The organism is Rhodococcus sp. UNC23MFCrub1.1 (assembly GCF_000686025.1).
GTDB lineage: Bacteria > Actinomycetota > Actinomycetes > Mycobacteriales > Mycobacteriaceae > Rhodococcoides.
This window is the reverse complement of the sequence record NZ_JMLQ01000011.1, coordinates 1-24,268: the sequence shown is the minus strand read 5'-3', so window position 1 is coordinate 24,268 and position 24,268 is coordinate 1. Positions and strand designations below refer to the sequence as shown.

Sequence of the window (24,268 nt, the reverse complement as noted above, 5' to 3'; positions counted from 1 at the left end):
GTGTGTCGTAGGTTCACTGGGTGTCCTCACTACTCATCGCTGTTCCCGTCTACGGCCAGATCGACTACACCCACGCTGTGGTCCAGGATCTGCGACGCGAGAGCGCCACCTTCGTGATCATCGACAACCGCGGTGACTACGTCCCGCTCGCCGACGAGCGCGTCGTCACGCCCGGCCGCAATCTCGGCTGGGCCGGCGGATCGAACCTCGGGTTCCGCATCGCCTTCAGCGACGGCCACACCCATGCGATGACGCTGAACAACGACACGCGATTGTCCCGCGGGTTCCTCGACGCGGTGACCGATCCGCAACTGCCGACCGATGCAGGCATCGTCGTGCCCGTCTACGACGACGCGTACGGCCACCGAGACATGAAGACGACGTACTCCGGGCCGGCCGAGGATTACGTTCCGGTCGACAGGTACCGCAAGTGCTACGCCGTGGACGGAACCGCCATGACCATCACCAAGGACACCTGGCTTGCGCTCGGCGGATACGACGAACGCAATTTCGGGTCCACGGGGTGGGGTGCGGACGTCGACTTCTGCATCCGTGCTGCAGCAGAAGGATTCGGCAGTTATGTCACCGAGCGCGCGTTCATCAACCACTTCGGCCGAGCAACGGCCATCGCGATGATGGGCAACCGCAAGTACCTCGCCAAGTCCGCGGTGGGCATGGTGGGCGGTGTGCTGCGCCTGCACCGGGGCAACGTGAGGAACTGGCTGTCCACGCCGCAGCCGACGGTGCACGAGTTCCGGTAGCCCGGCAGAGACGCTCCGCCTCAGAGGCGTTTCTGCACGGCGTCCGCGGCCGCGAGAAGGTCGGCGGCCCAGCGCGCTCCGGGGCGGCGCCCCATGCGGTCGATCGGGCCGGACACGGAGATCGCGGCGACCACGCGGTCGTCGCGTCCGCGGATCGGTGCGGCGACGCTGGCGACGCCGGGCTCGCGCTCGGCGGCGCTCTGCGCCCAGCCGCGCTTGCGTACCTCGGCTAGCACTCGCTCACCGAAGGCTGCGTCGGGGAGGACGCTGCGCTGTAGTGCGGGGTCGGCCCATGCCAACAGCACCTTGGCGCCGGAGCCGGCGGTGAGGGGGAGGCGGGCGCCGACGAGCACGGTGTCGCGCAACCCGGTGGGAGGTTCCATGGAGGCCACGCACACGCGCACCGTGCCGTCGATGCGGTAGACCTGCACGCTCTCCCCGGTGATCTCGCGCAGCCGTGGCAGCACCGTGGCCGCGGCGTCGAGAAGAGGGTCCTCGGCGGTGTGCGCGAGTTCGGCGAGCGCCGGCCCCGGTCGCCACAGTCCGTCGGCGTCGCGGCTCAGCATGCGGTGCGTCTCGAGTCCGATGGCGAGCCGATGCGCGGTGGCGCGGGGGAGCCCGGTGGCGGAACACAGGTCGGCGAGGCTGCACGGTTCGAGTGACGCAGCCTGCAGAACGCTCATTGCTTTGTCCAGAACGCCGATGCCGCTATGCTGTCCCATGTAGCGATACTAGCGTCTCACAACGTGAGATGGTGATCGTCGTCGGTCGAAAGGTGGAGTCATGGCAGCGAAGACCCTGGCGGAGAAGGTCTGGGATCAGCACGTCGTCGTTCGCGGCGGTGGTGAGGGTGACGCGACCAAGCCGGATCTCGTCTACATCGATCTCCACCTCGTGCACGAGGTCACCAGCCCGCAGGCGTTCGACGGACTGCGTCTGGCCGGTCGGCCAGTGCGACGGCCCGATCTGACGATCGCGACGGAGGACCACAACGTCCCGACGGTCGACATCGACCAGCCGATCGCGGATCTCGTCTCCCGGACGCAGGTGGACACCCTGCGGCGCAACTGCGAGGAGTTCGGCATCCGCCTGCACTCGATGGGCGACATCGAGCAGGGCATCGTGCACATCATCGGGCCCCAGCTCGGTCTGACGCAGCCGGGAACCACTGTCGTGTGCGGGGACAGCCACACCTCGACGCACGGCGCGTTCGGCGCCCTCGCGATGGGCATCGGCACCAGTGAGGTCGAGCACGTGCTGGCGACCCAGACACTGTCGTTGCGCCCCTTCAAGACCATGTCGGTCACGGTGGACGGCGAGCTCGGTGACGACGTCGGCAGCAAGGACCTGATCCTGGCGGTCATCGCACAGATCGGTACGGGCGGTGGGCAGGGCTACGTCATCGAGTACCGCGGCGAGGCCATCCGGAAGATGTCGATGGAAGCGCGGATGACCATCTGCAACATGTCCATCGAGGCGGGCGCGCGCGCGGGCATGATCGCCCCCGACGAGATCACGTTCGAGTACATCAAGGGTCGGCCGCACGCTCCCTCCGGTGAGCTGTGGGAGCAGGCCGTCGCCGACTGGTCCTTGCTCGTCACCGACGACGGTGCCGTCTTCGACAAGGAAGTGCGGATCGACGGGTCGGCGCTGACTCCGTTCGTCACCTGGGGCACCAACCCCGGTCAGGGCGCCCCCCTCAGTGCGTCGGTACCCGATCCGGCCGAGATCCTCGACGAGGGCGAGAGTCAGTCCGCCGAGAAGGCGCTCACCTACATGGGTCTCGAGCCGGGCACGCCGTTGCGCGACATCGCGGTCGACACCGTCTTTCTGGGGTCCTGCACCAACGGTCGGATCGAGGATCTCCGTGTGGCAGCGAAGATCTTGGACGGCCGTACCGTTGCCGACGGTGTGCGGATGCTCGTCGTTCCCGGCTCGATGCGCGTGCGCGCACAGGCCGAGGACGAGGGACTGGGCGCGATCTTCACTGCCGCAGGGGCGGAATGGCGCCAGGCGGGGTGCTCGATGTGTCTCGGCATGAATCCCGATCAGCTCGCTCCGGGTGAGCGATCGGCCTCGACGTCGAACCGCAACTTCGAAGGGCGCCAGGGCAAGGGCGGCCGTACGCACCTCGTCTCACCGGCCGTCGCCGCCGCCACCGCGGTGCGTGGACGGTTGTCGGCTCCCGCCGATCTCGGCTGAGTCGACCGACAATCCGTCCGCCCCGTCCCTCGTACGCCCCGTCAGGAGCTCGTCATGGAATCGTTCACCACGCACACCGGAATCGGTGTCCCGCTGCGCCGCAGCAACGTCGACACCGACCAGATCATCCCCGCCGTGTACCTCAAGCGCGTGACCCGAACGGGTTTCGAGGACGGGCTCTTCGCGGGGTGGCGCACCGATCCCGGTTTCGTCCTCAACACCCCGCCGTTCGACAAGGGTTCGGTTCTCGTCGCCGGACCCGATTTCGGCACCGGGTCCTCTCGGGAGCACGCCGTGTGGGCACTCTCGGACTACGGATTCCGGGCCGTGATCGCGTCCAGATTCGCCGACATCTTCCGCGGAAACGCCGGAAAGGCGGGTCTGCTGGCCGCCGTTGTCGAGCAATCGGATGTGGAACTGCTGTGGAAATTGCTCGACGAGCGCCCCGGGACGGAACTCACCGTCGACCTCGAGACGAAGACGATCAGCGCCGGAACACTGGTGGTGCGCTTCGATATTGACGACTACACGAGGTGGCGTCTGCTGGAGGGGCTGGACGACGTCGCGCTGACGTTACGCCAGGTAGAGGCCATTTCCGAGTTCGAGAAGTCGCGTCCGGAATGGAAGCCGAAGACACTTCCGGCGCCCGATCAGGCTCGGTGATTCCGGGCCGAAAAGGTCCTTCCCGCGACACTCATTGTGGCTGCGACGATTACAGCCGAACAGACTGTTTTGGCGTGGCTCGTGGACTCGTGCGCATTTCCGGTTTACCGTGGTACTCAGTCGGTCCGACGACGGGCCAATCAGTATGCGGAGGAATCACCGATGAACAAGGCAGAACTGATCGACGCCCTGACCGAGAAGACAGGCGCGGATCGCCGGAGCGCCACGGACGCTGTCGAGAACATCGTCGACATCATCGTGCGCGCCGTGCACCGCGGCGAGTCGGTCACCATCACCGGCTTCGGTGTCTTCGAGCAGCGTCGCCGTGCGGCCCGCGTCGCTCGTAACCCGCGCACCGGCGAGACCGTCAAGGTCAAGCCGACGTCCGTTCCCGCGTTCCGTCCCGGTGCTCAGTTCAAGGCCGTCATCGCCGGTGGCCAGAAGCTGTCCGCCACGGGCCCCGCCGTGAAGCGTGGCGCCTCCGCAGCCCCCGCGAAGAAGACTGCGGCAGCGAAGAAGACGGCAGCGGCGAAGAAGACCGCGGCCAAGGCTCCCGCGAAGGCGGCGACCAAGGCTCCCGCCAAGACGGCGGCCAAGAAGACCACGGCCACCAAGGCACCGGCCAAGACAGCGGCGAAGAAGACCACCGCCACCAAGGCACCGGCCAAGACGGCGGCGAAGAAGACCACCGCCACCAAGGCACCCGCCAAGACGGCAGCCAAGAAGACCACCACGGCCGCCGCGAAGAAGACCACAGCGACGAAGGCACCGGCCAAGACTGCAGCCAAGAAGACCACCCCGGCCAAGAAGGCCGCGCCCGCGAAGAAGGCGCCCGCCAAGAAGGCGCCGGCGAAACGTACTGCACGCAAGTAACGTTCCCGTTCGGCACGAAGGAGCCCCGGACCATCGGTCCGGGGCTCCTTCGTGTTCGTGTCGGCCGTACCGGCAGTTCAGTCGTGCCGACTACGCGGGAGTGGCGAATCGGTGTAGTCCGCTGCCACCAGCACACCACCGACGAAGCTGAGCACCCAGACGCTGGCCTTGCGTGATCGGGTGCGGGAGAGTTCGACGCCGTCGCTCTCGGCCCACCACTCCATCAGGTTCGGAATCACCTTGCCCTGACTGCAGATCACCGGGACGCCGGACGTCGAGGCGATGATCTCGCGTGCGCGCTGACGTCCCTTGTCGGGATCCTGCGCGTACCCCTCCTCGGTCAGCGTGGGCTCCAGGGCCAGATCGACTCCGACGGACTCGGCCCACGGCGCGATGGTCTGGACGCACCGAGCACGCTCGGCGGTGAATCCGTCGGTGCCGCCGTAGGCCTGGATCAGAGGAACCAGTGCGGCCGCCTGGCGGACCCCGACGCTGTCGAGAGGCCGTTCGGCGTCGTCCCCCTTGTAGCGAGCCTTGCTCCCCGCCCGCGCATGGCGCACCAGCACAGCCGTACTCGTCGGAACCGGGTGCTGCGCGAAACGGCCGACGACGTCCCGGTCCGCCTCGTAGGTCGCGAGATCACGAGCGTCGGCGGGTGTGAGCCACCGCAGTTCGTCGACCTCGTCGTTGACGGCGAACTCGCCGTCCACGACTCGAGCGGCCCAGTGGTCCACCTGCTTGATCTTCTTCGAGCGCGGGAGCGGGTAGGTGGTGGTTCCGAGACCGTGTCCGAGAACGCACCGGAAACCGGTCTCCTCCCACACTTCTCGGACGGCGGCGACAGCGGGTACCTCGTCGGCCTCGACCTTGCCCTTCGGAAGGGACCAGTCGTCGTAGCGCGGTCGATGCACCAGCGCCACCATCGGCTCGTCGCCCTCGGGGCCCGGACGCCACAGCACCGCACCCGCGGCCAGGACCGGATCAGGCGTCTTCGATGCGCGTGAGCTGCTCATCGACCCACCTCACGATCCGGTGTAGCGACGCTGGCGCATGAGGGACACCTGGTGATCCCGCACCGTCTCGCCGCTCGCGGGGGACGCCGTCCAGGCGCCGTCGGACTGCAGTACCCAGCAGCGGGTCGTGACGTCCATGGCCGAGTCGAGCATCGAGTTCAGCTGACCGGACAGCTTCGGGTCCTTCACCTGAGCCATGACCTCCACGCGTCGATCGAGGTTGCGGTGCATCATGTCCGCGCTGCCGATCCAGAACTCGTCGATCGCCTCGAAGTGCAACACACGCGAGTGTTCGAGGAACCGTCCGAGAATCGACCGCACCTGAATGTTCTCGCTGAGACCGGGTACGCCCGGCTTGAGAGCGCAGATACCGCGCACGACCACCTCGACCTGGACGCCCTCGGTGGACGCCCAGTACAGCGCGTCGATCACCTGCTCGTCGACGAGTGCGTTGGCCTTCAGGCGGATTCGGGCTTTCGCGCCGTCCTTGTGCGCCCGCACCTCGGCCTCGATGCGCTCGACGATTCCCGCCCGCACACCGAACGGCGCGACGAGGAGGTTCCGGTACTGCTCCTTGCGCGAGTAACCGGTGAGCGAGTTGAACAGGTCGGTGAGGTCGGCGCCGATCTCGTCGGCGGCCGTGATGAGACCCACGTCCTCGTAGAGTCGGGCGGTCTTGGGGTTGTAGTTGCCGGTGCCGATGTGGCAGTACCGGCGAATGGTGTCGCCTTCGCGGCGGACGACGAGGCACGTCTTGCAGTGGGTCTTCAGGCCGACCAACCCGTAGACCACGTGCACGCCGGCCTGCTCCAGTTTGCGTGCCCAGGCGATGTTGGCCTGTTCGTCGAAGCGCGCCTTGATCTCCACGAGAGTCACGACCTGCTTGCCGGCCTCCGCCGCGGCGATCAGTGCGTTGACGATGGGGGAGTCGCCCGACGTCCGATAGAGGGTCTGCTTGATGGCGAGCACGTGCGGATCGGCTGCCGCCTGCTCGATGAAGCGCTGCACGCTGGTGGAGAACGAGTCGTACGGGTGATGCAGCAGCACGTCCCCGTCGCGCAGCGTGGAGAAGATCGACTTGGGCGTCTCGCGCTCACCGAAGGCGGGGTGCGTCGCCGGCACGAACGGTGCGTCCTTCAGGACGGGCTTGTCGACGCCGTAGAGCTGCATGAGGCACGACAGATCGAGCAGTCCCGGCACCTGGATGACGTCGCCGGGATCGACGTCCAACTCGCGTAGCAACAGGCTGAGCATGTGGTCGGTCATGTCGTCCGCGACCTCGAGGCGCACGGGCGATCCGAAACGGCGGCGCGCGAGTTCGCGCTCGAGGGCCTGCAGGAGGTCCTCGTCCCGATCCTCCTCCACCTCGAAATCGGCGTTGCGCGTGATGCGGAAGGCGTGGTGCTCGACGATCTGGAGTCCCGGGAACAGAACGTCGAGATGCGCCGCGATGAGCTCCTCCATGGGGAGGAACGCGGGCACGGCGCCGACGTCGCCTCGGTGCAACTGCACGAACCGATCGACGTTGTCCGGGACCTTCACCCTGGCGAAGTGCTCGCCGCCCGTGGTCGAGTCCTTCACCGTCACAGCGAGATTGAGGCTCAGTCCGGAGATGTACGGGAACGGGTGGGCGGGATCCACGGCCAGCGGGGTGAGGACGGGGAACACCTGCTCGGTGAAATACCGTGTCAGACGGGTCCGCTCGTCGGAGGTGACCTCCGACCACCGGATGACCGAGATACCCTCGTTCGCCAGCTCCGGCAGGATGCGGTCGATGAAGGTGCGGGCGTGACGGTCGGCGATCTCCTGGGTGCGCCGGGCGATCAACGCCAGCTGTTCGCGGGGGGAGAGTCCGTCGGCGGAGCGGACGGACAGGCCGGTCTCGTCGCGGCGCTTGAGGCCGGCCACCCGCACCATGTAGAACTCGTCGAGGTTGCTGGCGAAGATGGCGAGGAACTTCGCCCGCTCGAGCAGCGGAAGCGACGAGTCCTCCGCGAGTGCCAGCACCCGTGAGTTGAAGTCGAGCCAGCTCAACTCGCGGTTGAGATAGCGGTCCTCCGGGAGCAGGTCCACCGGCACCGCGGTGTCCGATGTCGCGGCCGGCGGTGCCGTGGGTGCGGAGGGTGCGCGGCTGGCCAGCGGCGCGCTCCACTCACCGTCGACGGCGTCACCGGGTGCTGCGGAACTCGTGGGGGCCCCGGAACGGGAAGGGGCGTCGGTCGTGTTCTCGGTCGCCTCGTTGGTCACGCGTCGATCATCCCTCACGCGGGCCGAGCGCGAGTAGTCGACCGCGTGCGAATTCGCGACGGGCCTCGCCCGGCCGTGTCAGCGCGCGGCGGTCCAGCCGAGCTCGGCGAGCAGCGCGGCGGTGTGCGGCCCCACCCCCAGGTCGAGGGCGGCGCGGACGTCGTCCGCCGTGTCCACGTCCAGACGCAGACCCGGCCAGGTGCCGCGGAGAGGGAACGCCCCGGAATCGACGTGGCGCGAGGCCGAGTCCGGACCGAACCGTGGTTCGAGGCGCCGGGGGCGACCCCGCACGATCAGGGCCGACGTTCCGGTTCCGGTGTGATCGATCACCACCGAGCGGGTGTCCGGGGGAGCGGCGGCGTAGGCCGCGACCAGTTCCGCGGTGCGCAGGGCGGGGAGGTCGGCCTGCAGGGCGATCACGTCGCCGCCGTGGGCGTCACTGATCGCGTCGTCCGCTGCGGACAGGGCGCGATTGAGTCGCTCCACGGTGGTGGCGGCACCCGACTCGGGTTCGGACACCGTGTGTCCGCCGAGGGCGACGGCGACGCTCGCGACGCGAGAGTCCGGCGTGACGACCGACCATCCGGTGACGACGTCCGCCGCTGCGGCGGCCGACGCGGTGTCGCGCAACATCGCCAGCACGAGTTCGGCGCGTTCGTCGCCGGGGAAGGTCGTGGACAGTCGGCTCTTCGCGTCGACGAGGTTCTTCACCGCGAGCACGAGATGGACACCGCGCCGTGGGGCGGTGTCGGTCGGAGGTCGACTGGGCGTGCTCATGACCGTCGATCCTGCCAGCAGTCATTACCGCCGACTTCGTTCGGCAGGCCTCCGACATCGCTACTGTGAGCCGCCAGGGCTGCCGAGCGGGCGACGGCCTCGTGTCGATCGAGGAAAGGCTGGGTCATGGTCAAGGCAGCGGTGCTCGGTTCCGGTTCGTGGGGAACCGCGTTCGCGAAGGTGCTCGCCGACGCGGGCACCGACGTGACCATGTGGGCGCGTCGAGAGGAACTCGCGACGTCCATCCAGGAGAACCACCGGAACGACGACTACCTTCCGGGAGTCGCACTGCCGTCGGCCATTCGAGCGACTCACGACGCCGCGGAGGCGTTGGACGGGGCCTGCACGGTCGTCCTCGCGGTGCCCTCGCAGGCCTTGCGCGCCAACCTGGCGGAATGGGCACCGCTGATGGGGTCGGACGTCACCCTGCTCTCGCTCGCCAAGGGCATCGAGACGGGGACCCTCATGCGCATGTCGCAGGTGATCTGTCAGGTCACCGGTGCGGACCCGAGTCGCGTCGGCACGTTGTCGGGACCGAACCTCGCCAAGGAGATCGCCGCCGAGCAACCCACCGCGACGGTCATCGCGTGCCCGGACTCCAATCGCGCGATCGCGCTCCAGTCGGCGTGTGCCACCAGCTACTTCCGCCCGTACACGAACTCCGACGTCATCGGGTGCGAGATCGGCGGTGCGTGCAAGAACGTCATCGCCCTCGCGTGCGGCATGGCGGCGGGTATCGGTTTCGGGGAGAATTCGGTCGCCAGCATCATCACCCGCGGTCTCGCCGAAGTGACCCGTCTCGGTGTCGCGCTCGGCGCCAACCCGTCGACGCTCGCGGGTCTCGCCGGGGTGGGTGACCTCGTCGCCACGTGCTCGTCCCCGCTCTCGCGTAATCGCACGTTCGGCGAGCGGCTGGGGTCGGGTGGCTCGCTGGAGAGTGCGCAGGAAGCGGCGCACGGTCAGGTCGCCGAGGGTGTGAAGTCGTGCACATCCATCCGAGCTCTCGCGGAGGCCTACGACGTGGAGATGCCCCTCACCGATGCGGTCCACCGGGTCTGCCACGAGGGCCTCTCCGTTCCGGACGCCGTCCACAGCCTCCTGGGGCGTCGTCACAAGCCGGAGTGAACCGCGGCGGTGCGCGTCACGCCTCGTCCGGGGTTCGCCGGTACGGTGCTCACGTGACCGATCCCATCAAGGTCGCCGTGATCTACGGCGGTCGAAGCAACGAACACTCCGTCTCCTGCGTCTCGGCAGGAAGCGTCATGCGTCACCTCGACTCCGACCGCTTCGACGTGATCCCCATCGGGATCACGCGCGCCGGAACGTGGGTCGAGGGCACCGCCGACCCGACGGAGTTGCAGATCCGGGATCGCGTTCTCCCGTCGGTCGCCGGTGCGGGCGTCCCGCTCGCTCTCGGAGTCGATCCCGAGAACCCCGGTCGCATCACGCGCTCCGTCGACGGCACGGCCGAGGACATCGGTGCGGTCGACGTCGTCTTCCCGGTGCTGCACGGTGCCTACGGCGAGGACGGCACGGTCCAGGGGCTGTTCGAGGTCGCCGGCGTCCCCTACGTGGGACCGGGAGTCCTCGCGAGCGCCGCGGCGATGGACAAGGAGTTCACCAAGAAGCTGCTCGCGGCCGAGGGCCTTCCCGTCGGGCGCCAGGTCGTCCTGCGCCGCGATCGCGAGACCCTGACCTCCGACGAGCGCGACGTCATCGGTCTCCCCGCGTTCGTGAAGCCGGCCCGCGGCGGATCGTCGATCGGGATCACGCGCATCGTCGACTGGGACGAGTTGGGCGACGCGGTGACCGTTGCGCGAGAACATGATCCGAAGGTCGTGATCGAGGCCGCCATCGTCGGCCGCGAGGTGGAGTGCGGTGTCCTGGAGATGCCGGACGGCTCCGTCCGCGCCAGCGTCGTCGCCGAGATCCGCATGGACGAGGCCTCGGCGTCGGCCGGTGGTGCGACGTTCTACGACTTCGACAGCAAGTACCTCGACGACGTGGTCGAGTTCGACATCCCGGCCCTGCTGGACGACGACGTCTCGACGGTGCTGCGGGAGATCGCGGTCCGTGCCTTCGCTGCGCTGGATCTGCAAGGTCTCGCGCGCGTCGACTTCTTCGTGACCGACGACGGTCCGGTGATCAACGAGATCAACACGATGCCCGGCTTCACGGCCATCTCGATGTACCCGCGGATGTGGGAGGCGACGGGCGTCGGCTACTCGGAGCTCGTCGGCACTCTCGTCGACACCGCGATCGCACGGGGGACCGGACTGCGGTGAGAGGTCGGCCCTGCCGGATCAGTTGATCGGAGCGGGGTCCAGCGGCGTCTGCGGAAGGGCTCCCGACACCGCGGCAGACAGGGCCTGGATCGGTGTGGGGCCCGTGCCGTCGGGGATGGTGGCCGCGGCGTACACGCCCCGGTCGACGACGAACCAGGTGCTCGCGGCGAGGCCCTGATCCGCGCCCGACACCCGGAACCACTGCACGCCGTCGACGACGTCGAGAGCGGCGGCCTGATCGAATTCCGCCGGACGCTCGAGCCCACACCGCAGCACGATGGGGTCGGTGACGTCCTCGGACTGCCAGGCGGCCGCACCCACGGGCGCGGGGTCGGCCAGCTCGGCGCGAGTGAACGAGTCGAACGTCTCGGGCAGTGCGCCGAGCAACGTCGCGCACTGGGTGCTCTCGGCGAGCGGCGAGGGGACCGCGCCGAGAGCGACGGGCTCGCGGACGGGAGTTCTGTTCGCCATGACCGCCGCGACGATGATGCCGACGACGAGCGCGACGGGCAGGGCGATCGCGGTGGCGATCAGAGCGGGGTGCAGACCCGTGGCCGACTCGTCCGTCGCGGTCGGTTCGTCCTGCGTCATCGTGCTCCCTCGTGTCGAACGGTCTCGGCGGAAACGTTACCCGCGCCCTGACGGGGGCCCGGATGCGTGACGACGACGAGGCCCCGTGGGATGCTGCACGACGGTGATCCACGACGGTGATGGAGGAGTTCTGTGTCACAGGCGGACGATCCCGCGACCGGGACGGTGGGGGACCTCGGCGAGTTCGCGCTCATCGGCCGCGCGACGGCCGGCCGTGTCCACCCCCCATCGGTCGCGATCGGGCCGGGGGACGACGCGGCGGTGATCGCCGCCCCCGACTCCCGCGTCGTCGTCACGACCGACATGCTGGTGGAGGGTCGACACTTCCGCCTCGACTGGTCGAGTCACCACGACGTCGGCCGAAAGGCCATCGCGCAGAACGCCGCGGACATCGCCGCGATGGGCGCGCGGTGCACGGGATTCCTCGTCTCGATGTCGTGTCCGTCGACCACCGCGGTGTCGGACGTGGACGCGCTCACCGCGGGTCTGTGGGCGGAGGCGACGCGAGTCGGCGCGTCGATCGTCGGCGGGGACGTCACGGGAGGGGACCGGCTGGTGTTGTCGATCACCGCGCTGGGTGACCTCGAGGGTCGACCCCCGGTGCTGCGGTCCGGTGCCCGGCCGGGGGACGTGCTCGCACTGTCCGGATCCACCGGCCGGTCCGCTGCCGGGTGGGCACTGTACGAGGCGGGCTCGACCACCCACCCGGATCTGCTGGCAGCACATCGCGTCCCGACGCCCGATCCCGCCGACGGTCCGGCCGCGGCGCGCGCGGGAGCGTCGTCGATGTGCGACGTGTCCGACGGCGTGATCGGCGACGCGGGACATCTGGCGGCGATGTCCGCTGTGCGGCTCGACATCTCGTCGGCCGACATGGAGATCCCCGAGGACGTGGTGCACGCCGGCACCGAACTCGGCGTCGACCCGCTGCACTGGGCTCTCGGCGGCGGGGAGGACCACGTGCTGCTCGCGACCTTCGCCTCCGACGACGTGCCGACCGGCTGGCGCCGGATCGGATCCGTGAGTGCGGGAACAGGAGTCACGGTGGACGGTGTGCGATGGGAAGGACCTGCGGCATGGACGAGCTTCTGACGGTCACGACCACTCGGCTCGACGACCCGGACGTGGTCGCGATGATCGACGAGGTCCAGCAGGAGTACGTGCGCCGCTACGGCGGCCCCGACGAGACGCCGCTCGACGTCCGAGAGTTCCTGCCGCCGCACGGCGTGATGCTGCGGGCCGACCTGGACGGCGCCGTCGTCGGTATGGGCGGCTGGCGGACCCACGAGCACGGAGGACCCGAGGCGGAAGGCCTGCGCACCGGCGACGCGGAGATCAAGCGCATGTACGTCCGCACCGAGGCGCGAGGCGCGGGCGTCGCGCGTGCCCTGCTGCGGACGATCGAGGACACCGCCCGCGACGCTGGCCGGCTACGACTGGTCCTCGAGACCGGACTGCGTCAACCCGAGGCCATCGGCCTCTACACCTCGAGTGGGTATCGACCGCTCGTACCGAAGTTCGGCCTCTATCGGCACGAGGAGCAGTCGGTGTGCATGGTGAAGGATCTGACCGGATGACATGCTGGAGCCATGACCGTCTACGCACTCGGTGACCGTGAACCCGACATCCACCCCACCGCCTATGTGCATCCCGATGCCGTCGTCATCGGTGCGGTGACACTCGCTGCGGGAGTGTCGGTGTGGCCCGGGGCGGTGCTGCGCGGCGACTACGGGACCATCACCGTGGGGCAGGACACGAACATTCAGGACGGCACCGTCGTGCACTGCACGCCGATCCACCCGACCGTGATCGGCGCCGGGTGCGTCGTCGGGCACAACGCGCACGTCGAGGGGGCGACCGTCGGCGATTCGTGCCTCATCGCGTCGGGCAGTGTCGTCCTCAACGGCGCGTCCATCGGATCCGGCGCGATCGTCGGCGCCGGCGCCGTGGTCCCCTTCGACACCGTCGTGCCCGAACGCCGGATGGCACTGGGGGTTCCGGCCAAGGTCCGCGAGAGCCACGAGGTGGCGGAGGGGCACGTGGACGTCAACGTCGCAATGTACAAGGCCAATGCGGAGTACTACCGGGGCGCGCTGCGCGTGCTGTCGTGACGGCGCCCGTCGCGGATCCGGGGTGGGCGTCCGCGCTCGGTCCGGTGGCCGACGACATCGCCCGGATGGGCGACTTCCTGCGCGCCGAGAACGCCGCCGGGCGAGGCTACCTGCCCGCCGGGGAGGACGTGCTGCGCGCCTTCAGCCGCCCGTTCGAGGAGGTGCGTGTGCTGGTGCTGGGACAGGATCCCTACCCGACGCCGGGACATGCTGTGGGACTGAGTTTCTCGGTCGCGCCCGACGTGCGGCCGGTCCCGCGCAGTCTCGCGAACATCTTCACCGAGTACAGCGCCGATCTCGGCCTGCCGACACCCACCACCGGTGATCTGTCTCCGTGGGCCGATCGTGGTGTGCTCCTGCTGAACCGTGTTCTGACCGTGGAACCGGGCAAGGCGGCGTCGCACCGGCGCAAGGGCTGGGAAGCGGTGACGGCGCAGGCGATCACCGCTCTGGTGAACCGACCCGGCCGCCCCCTGGTCGCGGTCCTCTGGGGACGCGACGCCGCGACGGCCAAGCCGCTGCTCGGGTCCACGCCCACGGTCGAGTCCGTCCATCCCTCACCGCTGTCCGCGTCGCGAGGGTTCTTCGGTTCACGGCCGTTCAGCACCGTGAACGACCATCTCGCGACGCTGGGCGAGGAACCCGTCGACTGGCGTCTGGACTGAGGCGGCCGTCAGTGGCCGAAGGACGGCCGGCGCTTCTCCACGAAGGCGTCGACACCCTCGATGCCGTCCGCGGTGGACGCCTGGTGAGAGATCGAGTCGGTCTCGGCGTCGAGCTGATCGGACAGCGACGCGGAGTCCGAGGCGAGCAGTAACCGCTTGGTCGCACGGGACACCTCGGTGGGCCCGGCCGCGAGAGAGCGCGCCACCCGCTCGGCCTCCGATGCGATGACGTCGTCACCGACCAACCGTGTCAGCAGACCCAGGCGGTAGGCCTCGTCCGAGCCGAGAACGCCGTCGGTGAGCAGGATGTCGCGCGCGCGGCGGGTGCCGATGATGCGGGGGAGAGCCCACGTCAGACCGCCGTCCGGAGTGAAGCCGAGCGCCGGATACGCGGGACGGAGCCGGGTGGATCGACCGCCGATCGCGATGTCGGCGTGACACACGAGCGACATGCCCGCGCCCGCTGCCCAGCCCGGTACTCCCGCCACGACGGGGACCGACACCGAGGTGAGCGCGCGGACGAAATCGTGGAACGTGTCGGCGAGCTGCCGGACGAACGCGCTTCTGTCGGGCGCCCCGTGGAAGGCGCGCACGTCGCCACCGGCGCAGAAGTTGGATTCGGCGCCGACGAGCAGCACGGCGCCCACGGACTCGTCGAGATCGGACAGCGACGCAGCGCCTGCGGCCATCGCCTCGCCGTTCAGCACGTTGCCGCCGCGGGGCGTCGCCACCCGTACGTACAGGACACCGTCCTCGACGGTGACGGGGGACGTGGCCGGGGGGTCGACTGATTCGGTCATCGTTCGAACTTAGACCAGGACCGCTCGGCTCCGGAAACGACAGAGTCGCCGGAGATGACAGAGGCCCCGATACCTCGGTATCGGGGCCTTGTCGTGAAAATGTCGTGCGGGAACGTCAGCCCCGGACCACCTTGCCGGCCTTGAGGCACGAGGTGCACACATTGAGCCGACGAGAGTTACCCGGCGCGACCTGCGCGCGGACGGTCTGGATGTTGGGGTTCCAGCGACGGTTGGTACGGCGGTGCGAGTGCGAAACCGACTTACCGAAGCCGGGTCCCTTGGCGCATACGTCGCAGACGGCAGCCATAGTCGCGAACTCCTTGGTATTCGAGGTGAGACCGGGACACGATTCGAACCGTGGCCGGTGTGGGGCAAGATCTTCGTACAACTGCGCCCGATACCTCCGGGCATGCCGGACGCGTCAGACGCAACCGTGCAAGACTAGCCGCTCGGGTGCCCCGAGTCCAAACCGGCCCGCACGCGCCGATGCCGCAGGTGCCTGGTGGAATGGTCGCACAGAGGGCGGCAGCATCAGGACGGGAGCAGCGCGGTGGTTCAGCTCGGTGACCGGCTCGACCACGTACTGGGTCGCAGGGCCGCCGATCCGCTCGAGACGGCGTTCGGTCTCGTCACGGCCGAGGACCTGCTGCGTCACTACCCCTTCCGCTACGTGACACAGGGTCAGGAGCTGGCCCGCAAGGACCCGGACGACGGTGAACGCATCACCGTCGTGGGGACGGTGTCCAAGGCGGACCTCGTGCCCATGAAGGCGCGCAAGGGCCACATGCTCAAGGTCGTGCTCACGTGCGACGGTCAGAACGTCTCCGCCACCTTCTTCAACGGTCACAAGGTGCGTCACAACATCACGGTGGGGTCGCGCGCGATGTTCTCGGGCACGGTCAAGTGGTTCCGGACGTCCTGGTCGCTGAACCACCCCGGTTACCTGATGCTCGAGGGCGACGAGGACGACCTGGTGGGGCGCCCGCACGGCGGTGGCGAGCTCGCCGGCATGGCTCGCGGCGCCACGGACAGTTCCGGTGCGGTGAACATGTCCATGCTGTCGCTTCCGTTCCTTCCCATGTACGCGGCGACGCGGGAGGTCGAGAGCTGGACCTTCCTGCGCTGCGTGCGTCAGGTCCTGGACCAGCTCGATCGCGTCGAGGATCCGCTGCCCGAGACGGTGCGCGCCGAGCACGCGCTGATGAGCCTCGACGACGCACTGCGGGTCGTGCACTTTCCGGAGTCCGAGGACGACATCGAGAACGCGCGCTACCGTCTGCGCTTCGACGAGGCGACGGCGTTGCAGTTGGTGCTCGCCGAACGGCGCCACTCGGTGGCGGTGCGCACGGCGCCGGCCTGCCCGCGCGTGGCCGACGGTGTCGCCGCCGCCTTCGACGAGGTGCTGCCGTTCGAGCTGACCGACGGGCAGAAGGAGGTCGCCGAGGAGATCGAGAGCGACCTGTCCCGCACTCGGCCGATGAGCCGGCTCCTGCAGGGTGAGGTGGGATCGGGCAAGACGATCGTCGCTCTGCGCGCCATGCTGCAGGTGGTGGACGCGGGACTGCAGTGCGCGTTGTTGGCACCCACCGAGGTGCTCGCCACACAGCACCACCGGTCGATCACGCGGCAACTCGGGGCGCTCGCGACGGCCGGGGAACTGGGTGCGCCCGACCGCGCCACCCGAGTGGTGCTGCTGACCGGATCGATGTCGACGGCCGCGAAACGTGCCGCGCTGTTGTCGATCGTGACCGGAGACGCAGGCATCGTCATCGGCACTCACGCACTCATCCAGAGCACGGTGTCGTTCTTCGACCTCGGGATGGTGGTGGTCGACGAGCAGCACCGCTTCGGAGTCGAGCAGCGGGACGCGTTGCGCGCGAAGGCGAGAGAGGGCGTCAGCCCGCACCTGCTGGTCATGACGGCCACGCCCATTCCGCGGACGATCGCCATGACCACGCTGGGCGATCTCGAGACGTCCACCCTGCGTGAGCTTCCCCGCGGACGCGCGCCCATCCGCACCTCGGTCGTTCCCGCCCAGCACAGACCTGCCTGGGTCGAGCGAGCGTGGAGCCGGATCTCCGAGGAGGTGGCCGCCGGCCGCCAGGCCTACGTGGTGTGTTCGCGGATCGGCGACGAGAAGCCCGAGGATCTCGGCAAGGACACTCCGGACACCGCGTCGGCGGTCGACGTGTACGAGTCGCTCCGCGCCGGCGCTCTGGCGAACCTGCGCGTCGGGTTGCTGCACGGGCGGCTGCCCACGGAGGAGAAGGACGAGGTGATGTCCGCGTTCAACGACGGCGACATCGACGTCCTCGTCTGCACCACCGTGGTGGAGGTCGGTGTCGACGTCCCCAACGCCACGGTCATGGTCATCGTGGACGCCGACCGGTTCGGCGTGAGTCAGCTGCATCAGTTGCGTGGCCGCATCGGTCGTGGCGGCCACCAGGGTCTGTGCATCCTGCTCACCGAGCTCGCACCGGGCACCCCCACCTACGCGAGGCTCGACGCCGTCGCGGCGACGACCGACGGGTTCGAGCTCGCCGTTCTCGATCTACGGCAACGCCGGGAGGGTGACGTGCTGGGCGCAGCGCAGTCGGGCACCACGACGACCCTGCGACTGTTGTCACTCCTCGATCACCTCGACATCATCACCGCGGCCCAGACCTTCGCCCGCGACGTCGTCGATCGGGACCCGGGGCTCGTGGAGCACCCCGGTCTCGCGGCGATGATGCGATCCGCCGTGGACGCGACCAGGGTGGACTTCCTCGACAAGGCGTGAACGCCCGACCCGGTCAGTGCATGTGGCTTCCCCCGTTGATGTCCAATGTGGTGCCCGTCAGGTAGGACGCGTCCTCCGACGACAGGAACGTGATGATCGCGGCGACCTCACGAGCAGTGGCGACGCGTCCCACCGGGATGCCGTCGGCGATCGCCTGCTCCTGCTCGGGCGTGCTCCCCACCCGGATGGCGGTGTCCGCGGCGCCCGGCGTGACAGCATTCACCGTGACACCGGTGTGTCCGATCTCGCGGGCCAGCGCCTTGGTGAAACCGAGAACCGCCGCTTTCGCCGAGGAGTAGGGCACCTTGCCGAACACGCCGCCGCCGCGTTGAGCCGACACCGACGACATGTTGACCACGCGTCCCCACCCGGCATCGATCATCGCGGGGAGGAAGGCCTTCGTGACGAGGTAGGTGCCGGTCGCGTTGACCGCCATCACCTTGTTCCACAGGTCCAGCGTGGTCTCGAGAAACGGCACCGGTGACGTGATGCCGGCGATGTTCGCCAGGGCGCCCACGGTGGGGAGCGATCCCGACTCGACCTCGGCGGCCACGGCCGCACGAGCTCGCTCCACGGACGACTCGTCCGCCACGTCGACCTCGTGACCGAAGGCCCGGACGCCGTACGCATTCGCGATGTCCGCGGCGACCTTGGCCGAGGCCTCCCCGTCGAGATCGAGGACGACGACTGCCCAGCCCTGCTCGGCGTACAACGCCGCGGTCGCGCGGCCGAGGCCCCGTTCCGAGGCAGCTCCCGTGACGACGGCGGTACGGCTGACGGTGGCCGGTCGGGCCAGAGTGTCGAACATGGTGATCTCCGATACGGGTGTGGGGGAACGGCTGTCGAGGCTGGTGTCACGGTTCGAGAGGGGCGACGGCCGGTGTCGGCCGCCTGCGAAGGCTCGTCGTGATGCAGCACACAGTAAGACCCGAACTGCAAATCAGTCAACTGTTGGACACCAACAGTTGACTGTTGACAGTGAACGTGCAGTGGGTCACACTCGTAATCGATGACGGCATCCGTCACCCTTTCCTCACACCTCCAACACCTCGAAAAGGGGTAGTCATGAGCAGCGAGACTCTGGCCATGCGCGGGCAGGTCCACGGCACACCCGACGCCAAGCGTGTCGCCGTGGGGTCGTCCGTCGGCGCGGTGATCGAGACGTACGACTTCATCGGTTTCGGCACCGCCGCGGCGCTCTACTTCGGAACGGCGTTCTTCCCGGGCCAGAGTTCGGTGGCCGGCACCCTGGCCGCCTTCGCCACGCTCGGCGTCGGCTTCGCGGCACGCCCGATCGGAGGCATCATCGGCGGCCACCTCGGTGATCGTGTCGGGCGCAAGCCCGTTCTGGTGGCGTCGCTCATCGTGATGGGACTCGCGACGTTCGTCATCGGTCTGTTGCCCACCTACGCCCAGGTCGGCGTCGTCGCGCCCGTGCTGCTGGTCATCGTCCGCATCGTCCAGGGACTGGCGTTCGGTGCCGAGTGGGGCGGAGCGATTCTGATGAGCTACGAACACGCCCCGTGGCGGCGCAAGGGCGCGTTCACCGGCATCGTGCAGGCGGGATTCCCGGTGGGTCTCCTGCTCGCGAACCTGGTGTTCCTGTTCAGCGTGCACCTCGGCGGCGACTGGGCCTGGCGCGTTCCGTTCCTCGCCAGCATCGTCCTCGTCGTCGTCGGGCTGATCATTCGATCCAAGGTCCCGGAGTCCCCGGTGTTCGACGAGGTCAAGGAGTCCGGCCAGGTCCAGCGTGCGCCGATCGTCGAGTCCGTGAAGCAGGACTGGCGCAACATCCTGCGGGGTATCGGACTGCGCATCGCCGAGACCGCCGGCTACGCCGTGTCCATCACCTACATGATCTCCTACCTGCACAACGAGGAACTGGCGACGAAGTCCGAGACCCTGACCGCTCTCTGCATCGCGTCGGCGCTGGGCATCGTCGCGACCGTCGGTTGGGCGACTCTGACGGACAGGATGGGCCGCCGACCCGTCTACATCGCAGTGTGTGCCTTCGGGGTGTTGTTCGGAATCCCGATGTTCCTCCTCGTCAACACGGGCACCTTCATCCTCGTGGCCGTCACCTTCGTCCTGGCCTACACCGTGTGCCAGAACGCGCTCGCCGGTGCGCAGGGCGCGTGGTTCCCCGAACTCTTCACGGCGAGTCGCCGAGCGTCCGGAGCCTCACTGGCCTACCAGATCTCGGCCATGGTCTCCGGCTTCACTCCGTTCATCACCACGCTGCTCTTCGTCTCCTACGGCTGGATGGGGCCGGCAGTCCTCTTCAGCGTCTACGCGCTGATCGGTCTCCTCGCCGCCCTGTCCACCCGTGAGACGTGGGGCCCCACCGAACGACGACTCGCACTCCAGGCCGAGCTCGACGAGAACCTCGTCGCGACCGCCACCACTCGAAAGGAATCGCTGTGACCGTCACCGACAACATCACCACCGACCGCACGACACGGGTCCGCGCCGCAGAGCGATTCGCCTACGCCATGCGCCATCACGTCCTCGACATGGGCGAAGCGCAGGGTCAGGGATACGTGGGTCAGGCACTGGGAGCGGCGGACATGTTCGCCGCCGTCTACAGCGGACGGCTGCGCTACCGCCCGGCGGATCCGCACTGGGCGGAGCGGGACCGCTTCCTGCTCTCGACCGGCCACTACGCCATCGGGCTCTACGCGGCGCTCGCGGAAGCGGGCACGGTGAGCGTCTCCGAACTCGAGACCTACGGCTCCGACGATTCGCGGCTCCCCATGTCCGGAATGGCGTCCTACACGCCCGGGATGGAGATCAGCGGGGGCTCGCTGGGACACGGACTGCCGGTGGCGGTGGGAATGGCTCTGGGACTGCGTCACCAGGGGTCGCCGTCACTCGTGTTCAACTTCCTGTCGGACGGGGAACTGGACGAGGGCTCCACGTGGGAGGCCGCGATGGGAGCCGCTCATCACCGACTGGGCAACCTCGTCGCACTCGTCGACATGAACGCACTGCAGGCCGACGGACCCACCGCGGGAGTCCTGGGCATCGAACCGGTGCAGGACAAGTGGGCGGCCGCGGGATGGTCCGTCCACCGTGTCGACGGCAACGACGCGGGCGCGTTGCTGGACGCCCTGGACGACATCGCGACGCGGACGTCGCCGACCGGCACCCCGTCGGTCGTCGTGTGCGACACGCGGATCGGGTTCGGCGTACCCATGCTCGAGACCCGCGAGAAGGCGCACTTCATGCGTATCGACGAGGACGAGTGGAGCGTGTGCCGGGATCAGCTCACCGCTCGCTTCCACGACGCAGAATTTCACGAGGGAGACCACTCATGACCACCGCATCCGCCCCCAAGCTCAAGACGTCGGCGATGATCGCCTCGTTCGTCGACGAGGGTCAGCGCACCACGGCGGCCCCGTTCGGACACGCGCTCGTCCGTGCAGCGGAACAGGATTCGCGCATCGTCGGCCTCAGTGCCGACCTGGCGAAGTACACCGACATGCACATCTTCGCGCAGGCCTTCCCCGACCGTTTCTTCCAGATGGGGATGGCGGAGCAATTGCTGTTCGGCGCCGCGGCGGGCATGGCGGAGACCGGCCTGGTTCCTTTCGCGTCCACCTACTCGGTCTTCGCGGCGCGCCGCGCGTACGACTTCCTGTGCCTCGACGCGGCCGAGCCGAATCTGAACGTCAACATCGTCGGGGGACTCCCGGGCCTCACCACCGGCTACGGGCCGAGTCACCAGGCGACCGAGGACATGGCGATCTTCCGCGGAATGCCGAACCTCACCATCGTCGACCCGTGCGATGCCGTGGACATCGAGCAGGCCGTTCCCCAACTCGCCGCGACTCCGGGCCCGACCTACCTCCGGTTGCTCCGCGGGAAGGTCGCGTCGGTACTCGACGAGTACGACTACACCTTCGAACTGGGCAAGGCCAAGGTCATTCGACCGGGCAACGACGTCGTGCTGGTGTCGTCCGGTCTGATGACCATGCGTGCGCTCCAGGCCGCCGAGCGACTCGCGAAGCACAGGGTGGACGTGTCGGTGGTGCACGTGGCGACGATCAAACCGTTCGACGCGGAGACCGTCCTGCGCGAACTCTCGACCGACCGGGCCGCATTCACCCTCGAGAACCACACCCGCATCGGTGGGCTCTTCGAGACGGTCGCCTCGGCGTGCGTCGAGTCCGGCACGGTGCGTCAGGTGACTCCCATCGCGCTGCCCGACGAGTTCCTGGCCGCCGGCGCACTCCCCACGCTCCACGATCGTTACGGGTTGTCCACCGACCGCATCGAGGAGCGTGTTCTCGCGGCGTTGCGGTGAGCAGTGCCGGATCGACACGGGCGGCCGTTACCCTGAGATCACTGTCGACCGGCAGCTGTCGACATCACCGTTTCGAGGAGGTCTCCATGGCCGCACAGCCCGCCACGCTCCTGGGGTTGCAGAAGACGAATCTGCGCGATCAGGCTCTCGACGCGCTGCGTCGGGCCATCACCAGTGGCGAGCTGCGTCCGAGTTCCGCGCTGGTGGAGACGGAGTTGTCGGAGCGCCTGCAGATCAGCCGAGGCACGTTGCGCGAGGCACTGCGGCAGCTTCAGCAGGAGGGGCTCGCCGTCATCGGCGCTCGGGGTCGGCTGTACGTGCGGCATCTGGACGACAAGGAGATCAGGGACATCTTCGTCGTGCGCGCCGCGCTCGAGTCCACCGCTGCCGCACTGCTCGCGGAGCGAGACGATCGGCAGGAGTCGGTCGCCGGCCTGTCGAGCGCGCTCGACCTGATGGACGCCGCCGGTGACGGTGATCTCGAGGCCCGGATCGAGTCCGATCTCAGTTTCCACCGACTGCTCTGCCGGCTCACCGGCAACGAGACCCTGGTGCACTCGTGGACGTCCCTCGAGGGTTCGATCCGCATGTCCATCATGTGGGCCGGCAAGTCTCGCGCGGTCGGGAACATGGACACCGACCGACACCGCCGCATCGTCGAGGCGATCGGATCGGGCGACGGCGCGGCTGCCAGCGCCTCGGTGGCGGAACACATGACGTGGGCCGCCGCGAATCTCTCCGCCGACATTTCTGCATAGGAGATGCGAGCGGCGTGGACGTGATCGGCGCTACTGTCCCGGCACCACGACGGCTGCTCGCTGCGCTCCGCACGTGTCTCATATCTGGACAAGTCATAGCTCCCTCTCGCCCGTACTGAAGGTAGGTTGACCGGAATGTTCTCCAAGGTGCTGGTGGCAAATCGCGGCGAGATCGCGATCCGTGCGTTCCGTGCGGCGTACGAACTCGAGGCGCAGACGGTGGCGGTGTTCCCGTTCGAGGACCGCAATTCGGTGCATCGGACGAAGGCCGACGAGGCGTACGAGATCGGTGAGCCGGGGCATCCGGTGCGCAACTACCTGTCGGTGGATCTGATCGTCGACGCGGCGGTGCGTGCGGGTGCGGACGCGATCTATCCGGGGTACGGGTTCCTGTCGGAGAATCCGGAGTTGGCGGCGGCGTGTGCGGCGGCGGGGATCACGTTCGTGGGTCCGTCGGCGGAGGTGTTGGAGCTGACGGGGAACAAGGCGCGGGCGATCGCGGCGGCGAAGGATGCCGGGTTGCCGGTGTTGGCGTCGTCGGAACCGTCGACGGACGTCGATGCGTTGGTGGCGGCGTCGGAGTCGATGACGTTCCCGGTGTTCGTCAAAGCGGTCGCGGGCGGCGGTGGCCGCGGTATGCGGCGGGTTGCGGAGCCGTCGGGGTTGCGTGCGGCGATCGAGGCGGCGGCGCGGGAGGCGGAGTCGGCGTTCGGTGACGCGACGGTGTTCCTGGAGCAGGCGGTGGTCGAGCCGCGGCACATCGAGGTGCAGATTCTCGCGGACACCCACGGCGATGTGATCCATCTCTTCGAGCGTGACTGCTCGGTGCAGCGCCGTCACCAGAAGGTGGTGGAGCTGGCGCCGGCGCCGAACATCTCGGACGAGCTTCGTGCCCGGTTGTGCAGTGACGCTGTGGCGTTCGCGCGGAAGATCGGGTACTCGTGTGCGGGCACGGTGGAGTTCCTGGTGGACCGGGACGGTAACCATGTGTTCATCGAGATGAATCCGCGGATCCAGGTCGAGCACACGGTGACCGAGGAGATCACCGATGTCGACCTGGTGCAGTCGCAGTTGCGGATCGCCTCGGGGGAGTCACTGGCGGATCTGGGGTTGCGGCAGGAGGACATCCGGATCCGGGGTGCGGCGATGCAGTGCCGCATCACGACGGAGGACCCGGCGAACGGGTTCCGCCCGGACACCGGCCGTATCACCGCGTATCGGACGCCGGGCGGTGCGGGCATCCGTCTCGACGGCGGGACGACGTTGGGTGCGGAGGTGTCGGCGTACTTCGACTCGATGCTGGTGAAGCTCACCTGCCGTGGTCGCACGTTCGAGGACGCGGTGGCGCGGTCGCGGCGGGCGTTGGCGGAGTTCCGTATCCGCGGTGTCTCGACGAACATCGGCTTCCTGCAGGGACTTCTGCAGGACGAGGACTTC

The 24,268-nt window shown here is 68.4% G+C and carries 24 protein-coding genes; 16 read left to right on the top strand and 8 right to left on the bottom strand.

Annotated features, from left to right (window positions below):
- Positions 1-20: 20 nt before the first annotated feature.
- Positions 21-761: a hypothetical protein gene (locus tag BR07_RS0120455; RefSeq protein ID WP_037187040.1), complete on the top strand. Its 741-nt coding sequence runs from the start codon at positions 21-23 to the stop codon at positions 759-761.
- 20 nt (positions 762-781) lie between these two features.
- On the opposite strand, the gene BR07_RS0120450 is transcribed toward BR07_RS0120455, so the two are convergent.
- Positions 782-1,483, bottom strand: coding sequence for an IclR family transcriptional regulator (locus BR07_RS0120450; protein ID WP_027507006.1), 702 nt, complete (start codon positions 1,481-1,483; stop codon positions 782-784).
- Positions 1,484-1,544: 61 nt separating this feature from the next.
- Between BR07_RS0120450 and leuC the strand changes: the two genes are divergently transcribed.
- From leuC to BR07_RS0120435, 3 genes are all read left to right on the top strand, one after another.
- Positions 1,545-2,963 (top strand): 3-isopropylmalate dehydratase large subunit, encoded by a 1,419-nt coding sequence (gene leuC / locus BR07_RS0120445; RefSeq protein ID WP_027507005.1) that lies wholly within the window; start codon positions 1,545-1,547, stop codon positions 2,961-2,963.
- 54 nt (positions 2,964-3,017) lie between these two features.
- Positions 3,018-3,626, top strand: coding sequence for a 3-isopropylmalate dehydratase small subunit (leuD, locus tag BR07_RS0120440; protein WP_027507004.1), 609 nt, complete (start codon positions 3,018-3,020; stop codon positions 3,624-3,626).
- 162 nt (positions 3,627-3,788) lie between these two features.
- Entirely contained in the window at positions 3,789-4,499 is a 711-nt protein-coding gene (locus tag BR07_RS0120435; RefSeq protein ID WP_027507003.1) for an HU family DNA-binding protein, read from the top strand.
- 77 nt (positions 4,500-4,576) lie between these two features.
- On the opposite strand, the gene BR07_RS0120430 is transcribed toward BR07_RS0120435, so the two are convergent.
- From BR07_RS0120430 to cofC, 3 genes are all read right to left on the bottom strand, one after another.
- Positions 4,577-5,512, bottom strand: a complete 936-nt coding sequence (locus BR07_RS0120430) for an NUDIX hydrolase (RefSeq protein WP_027507002.1) — start codon at positions 5,510-5,512, stop codon at positions 4,577-4,579.
- A gap of 9 nt (positions 5,513-5,521) precedes the next feature.
- Positions 5,522-7,651, bottom strand: a complete 2,130-nt coding sequence (locus tag BR07_RS0120425; RefSeq protein ID WP_231476464.1) for an RNA degradosome polyphosphate kinase — start codon at positions 7,649-7,651, stop codon at positions 5,522-5,524.
- 186 nt (positions 7,652-7,837) lie between these two features.
- Entirely contained in the window at positions 7,838-8,536 is a 699-nt protein-coding gene (gene cofC / locus BR07_RS0120420) for a 2-phospho-L-lactate guanylyltransferase (protein WP_027507000.1), read from the bottom strand.
- Positions 8,537-8,662: 126 nt separating this feature from the next.
- Between cofC and BR07_RS0120415 the strand changes: the two genes are divergently transcribed.
- Complete coding sequence (locus BR07_RS0120415) at positions 8,663-9,661, top strand: NAD(P)H-dependent glycerol-3-phosphate dehydrogenase (RefSeq protein WP_027506999.1); 999 nt, start codon at positions 8,663-8,665, stop codon at positions 9,659-9,661.
- A gap of 53 nt (positions 9,662-9,714) precedes the next feature.
- A complete protein-coding gene (locus tag BR07_RS0120410) occupies positions 9,715-10,821 on the top strand; it encodes a D-alanine--D-alanine ligase family protein (RefSeq protein WP_027506998.1) in 1,107 nt (368 codons plus the stop codon).
- Positions 10,822-10,839: 18 nt separating this feature from the next.
- Here the strand turns inward: BR07_RS0120410 and BR07_RS0120405 are convergent, their stop codons facing one another.
- Positions 10,840-11,412, bottom strand: a complete 573-nt coding sequence (locus BR07_RS0120405; RefSeq protein ID WP_027506997.1) for a DUF3515 domain-containing protein — start codon at positions 11,410-11,412, stop codon at positions 10,840-10,842.
- A gap of 132 nt (positions 11,413-11,544) precedes the next feature.
- Between BR07_RS0120405 and BR07_RS25750 the strand changes: the two genes are divergently transcribed.
- From BR07_RS25750 to BR07_RS0120375, 4 genes are read left to right on the top strand one after another with little or no spacing between them, the layout of a single operon-like run.
- Complete coding sequence (locus BR07_RS25750) at positions 11,545-12,504, top strand: thiamine-phosphate kinase (protein ID WP_037187038.1); 960 nt, start codon at positions 11,545-11,547, stop codon at positions 12,502-12,504.
- Entirely contained in the window at positions 12,489-12,989 is a 501-nt protein-coding gene (locus BR07_RS0120385) for a GNAT family N-acetyltransferase (RefSeq protein ID WP_037187035.1), read from the top strand. The genes BR07_RS25750 and BR07_RS0120385 overlap by 16 nt, the downstream gene beginning before the upstream one ends.
- 12 nt (positions 12,990-13,001) lie before the next feature.
- The gene (locus BR07_RS0120380) at positions 13,002-13,523 is read left to right on the top strand and encodes a gamma carbonic anhydrase family protein (protein WP_027506994.1); all 522 of its coding nucleotides are present in this window, start codon (positions 13,002-13,004) and stop codon (positions 13,521-13,523) included.
- A complete protein-coding gene (locus BR07_RS0120375) occupies positions 13,520-14,188 on the top strand; it encodes a uracil-DNA glycosylase (RefSeq protein ID WP_027506993.1) in 669 nt (222 codons plus the stop codon). Before BR07_RS0120380 ends, BR07_RS0120375 begins: the two co-directional genes overlap by 4 nt.
- A gap of 8 nt (positions 14,189-14,196) precedes the next feature.
- Here BR07_RS0120375 and BR07_RS0120370 read toward each other — a convergent pair whose 3' ends face one another.
- Together BR07_RS0120370 and rpmB are read right to left on the bottom strand one after the other, a co-directional pair.
- Positions 14,197-14,988, bottom strand: coding sequence for an enoyl-CoA hydratase/isomerase family protein (locus BR07_RS0120370; protein WP_027506992.1), 792 nt, complete (start codon positions 14,986-14,988; stop codon positions 14,197-14,199).
- Positions 14,989-15,103: 115 nt separating this feature from the next.
- On the bottom strand, positions 15,104-15,295 hold the full coding sequence (gene rpmB / locus BR07_RS26770) for a 50S ribosomal protein L28 (protein ID WP_042576517.1): 192 nt from the start codon (positions 15,293-15,295) through the stop codon (positions 15,104-15,106).
- Between the two features lie 243 nt (positions 15,296-15,538).
- Here rpmB and recG point away from each other — a divergent pair, with 243 nt between their 5' ends.
- The gene (recG, locus tag BR07_RS0120365) at positions 15,539-17,767 is read left to right on the top strand and encodes an ATP-dependent DNA helicase RecG (RefSeq protein ID WP_027506991.1); all 2,229 of its coding nucleotides are present in this window, start codon (positions 15,539-15,541) and stop codon (positions 17,765-17,767) included.
- 13 nt (positions 17,768-17,780) lie between these two features.
- On the opposite strand, the gene BR07_RS0120360 is transcribed toward recG, so the two are convergent.
- Positions 17,781-18,575: an SDR family NAD(P)-dependent oxidoreductase gene (locus tag BR07_RS0120360; protein ID WP_037187033.1), complete on the bottom strand. Its 795-nt coding sequence runs from the start codon at positions 18,573-18,575 to the stop codon at positions 17,781-17,783.
- Positions 18,576-18,832: 257 nt separating this feature from the next.
- Between BR07_RS0120360 and BR07_RS25745 the strand changes: the two genes are divergently transcribed.
- The 5 genes from BR07_RS25745 to BR07_RS0120335 all read left to right on the top strand — a co-directional run.
- On the top strand, positions 18,833-20,191 hold the full coding sequence (locus tag BR07_RS25745) for an MFS transporter (protein WP_051613647.1): 1,359 nt from the start codon (positions 18,833-18,835) through the stop codon (positions 20,189-20,191).
- Complete coding sequence (locus BR07_RS0120350; RefSeq protein ID WP_027506989.1) at positions 20,188-21,084, top strand: transketolase; 897 nt, start codon at positions 20,188-20,190, stop codon at positions 21,082-21,084. Before BR07_RS25745 ends, BR07_RS0120350 begins: the two co-directional genes overlap by 4 nt.
- Positions 21,081-22,073: a transketolase family protein gene (locus tag BR07_RS0120345; protein WP_027506988.1), complete on the top strand. Its 993-nt coding sequence runs from the start codon at positions 21,081-21,083 to the stop codon at positions 22,071-22,073. The genes BR07_RS0120350 and BR07_RS0120345 overlap by 4 nt, the downstream gene beginning before the upstream one ends.
- A gap of 86 nt (positions 22,074-22,159) precedes the next feature.
- Entirely contained in the window at positions 22,160-22,831 is a 672-nt protein-coding gene (locus BR07_RS0120340; protein WP_027506987.1) for a GntR family transcriptional regulator, read from the top strand.
- A 135-nt stretch (positions 22,832-22,966) separates the two neighbouring features.
- Positions 22,967-24,268, top strand: a 1,302-nt coding sequence (locus BR07_RS0120335) for an ATP-binding protein (RefSeq protein ID WP_027506986.1), incomplete at its 3' end; no start/stop codon positions are given.

What these genes read in the sequence shown, in the direction of transcription:
- rpmB (WP_042576517.1), bottom strand. Translation starts at nt 15,295, where the DNA reads ATGGCTGCCGTCTGCGACGTATGCGCCAAGGGACCCGGCTTCGGTAAG.
- BR07_RS0120405 (WP_027506997.1), bottom strand. Translation starts at nt 11,412, where the DNA reads ATGACGCAGGACGAACCGACCGCGACGGACGAGTCGGCCACGGGTCTG.
- BR07_RS0120370 (WP_027506992.1), bottom strand. Translation starts at nt 14,988, where the DNA reads ATGACCGAATCAGTCGACCCCCCGGCCACGTCCCCCGTCACCGTCGAG.
- BR07_RS0120415 (WP_027506999.1), top strand. Translation starts at nt 8,663, where the DNA reads ATGGTCAAGGCAGCGGTGCTCGGTTCCGGTTCGTGGGGAACCGCGTTC.
- BR07_RS0120340 (WP_027506987.1), top strand. Translation starts at nt 22,160, where the DNA reads ATGGCCGCACAGCCCGCCACGCTCCTGGGGTTGCAGAAGACGAATCTG.
- BR07_RS0120435 (WP_027507003.1), top strand. Translation starts at nt 3,789, where the DNA reads ATGAACAAGGCAGAACTGATCGACGCCCTGACCGAGAAGACAGGCGCG.
- cofC (WP_027507000.1), bottom strand. Translation starts at nt 8,536, where the DNA reads ATGAGCACGCCCAGTCGACCTCCGACCGACACCGCCCCACGGCGCGGT.
- BR07_RS0120430 (WP_027507002.1), bottom strand. Translation starts at nt 5,512, where the DNA reads ATGAGCAGCTCACGCGCATCGAAGACGCCTGATCCGGTCCTGGCCGCG.
- BR07_RS0120380 (WP_027506994.1), top strand. Translation starts at nt 13,002, where the DNA reads ATGACCGTCTACGCACTCGGTGACCGTGAACCCGACATCCACCCCACC.
- leuD (WP_027507004.1), top strand. Translation starts at nt 3,018, where the DNA reads ATGGAATCGTTCACCACGCACACCGGAATCGGTGTCCCGCTGCGCCGC.
- BR07_RS0120450 (WP_027507006.1), bottom strand. Translation starts at nt 1,483, where the DNA reads ATGGGACAGCATAGCGGCATCGGCGTTCTGGACAAAGCAATGAGCGTT.
- BR07_RS0120360 (WP_037187033.1), bottom strand. Translation starts at nt 18,575, where the DNA reads ATGTTCGACACTCTGGCCCGACCGGCCACCGTCAGCCGTACCGCCGTC.
- BR07_RS0120345 (WP_027506988.1), top strand. Translation starts at nt 21,081, where the DNA reads ATGACCACCGCATCCGCCCCCAAGCTCAAGACGTCGGCGATGATCGCC.
- BR07_RS0120385 (WP_037187035.1), top strand. Translation starts at nt 12,489, where the DNA reads ATGGACGAGCTTCTGACGGTCACGACCACTCGGCTCGACGACCCGGAC.
- leuC (WP_027507005.1), top strand. Translation starts at nt 1,545, where the DNA reads ATGGCAGCGAAGACCCTGGCGGAGAAGGTCTGGGATCAGCACGTCGTC.
- BR07_RS25745 (WP_051613647.1), top strand. Translation starts at nt 18,833, where the DNA reads ATGAGCAGCGAGACTCTGGCCATGCGCGGGCAGGTCCACGGCACACCC.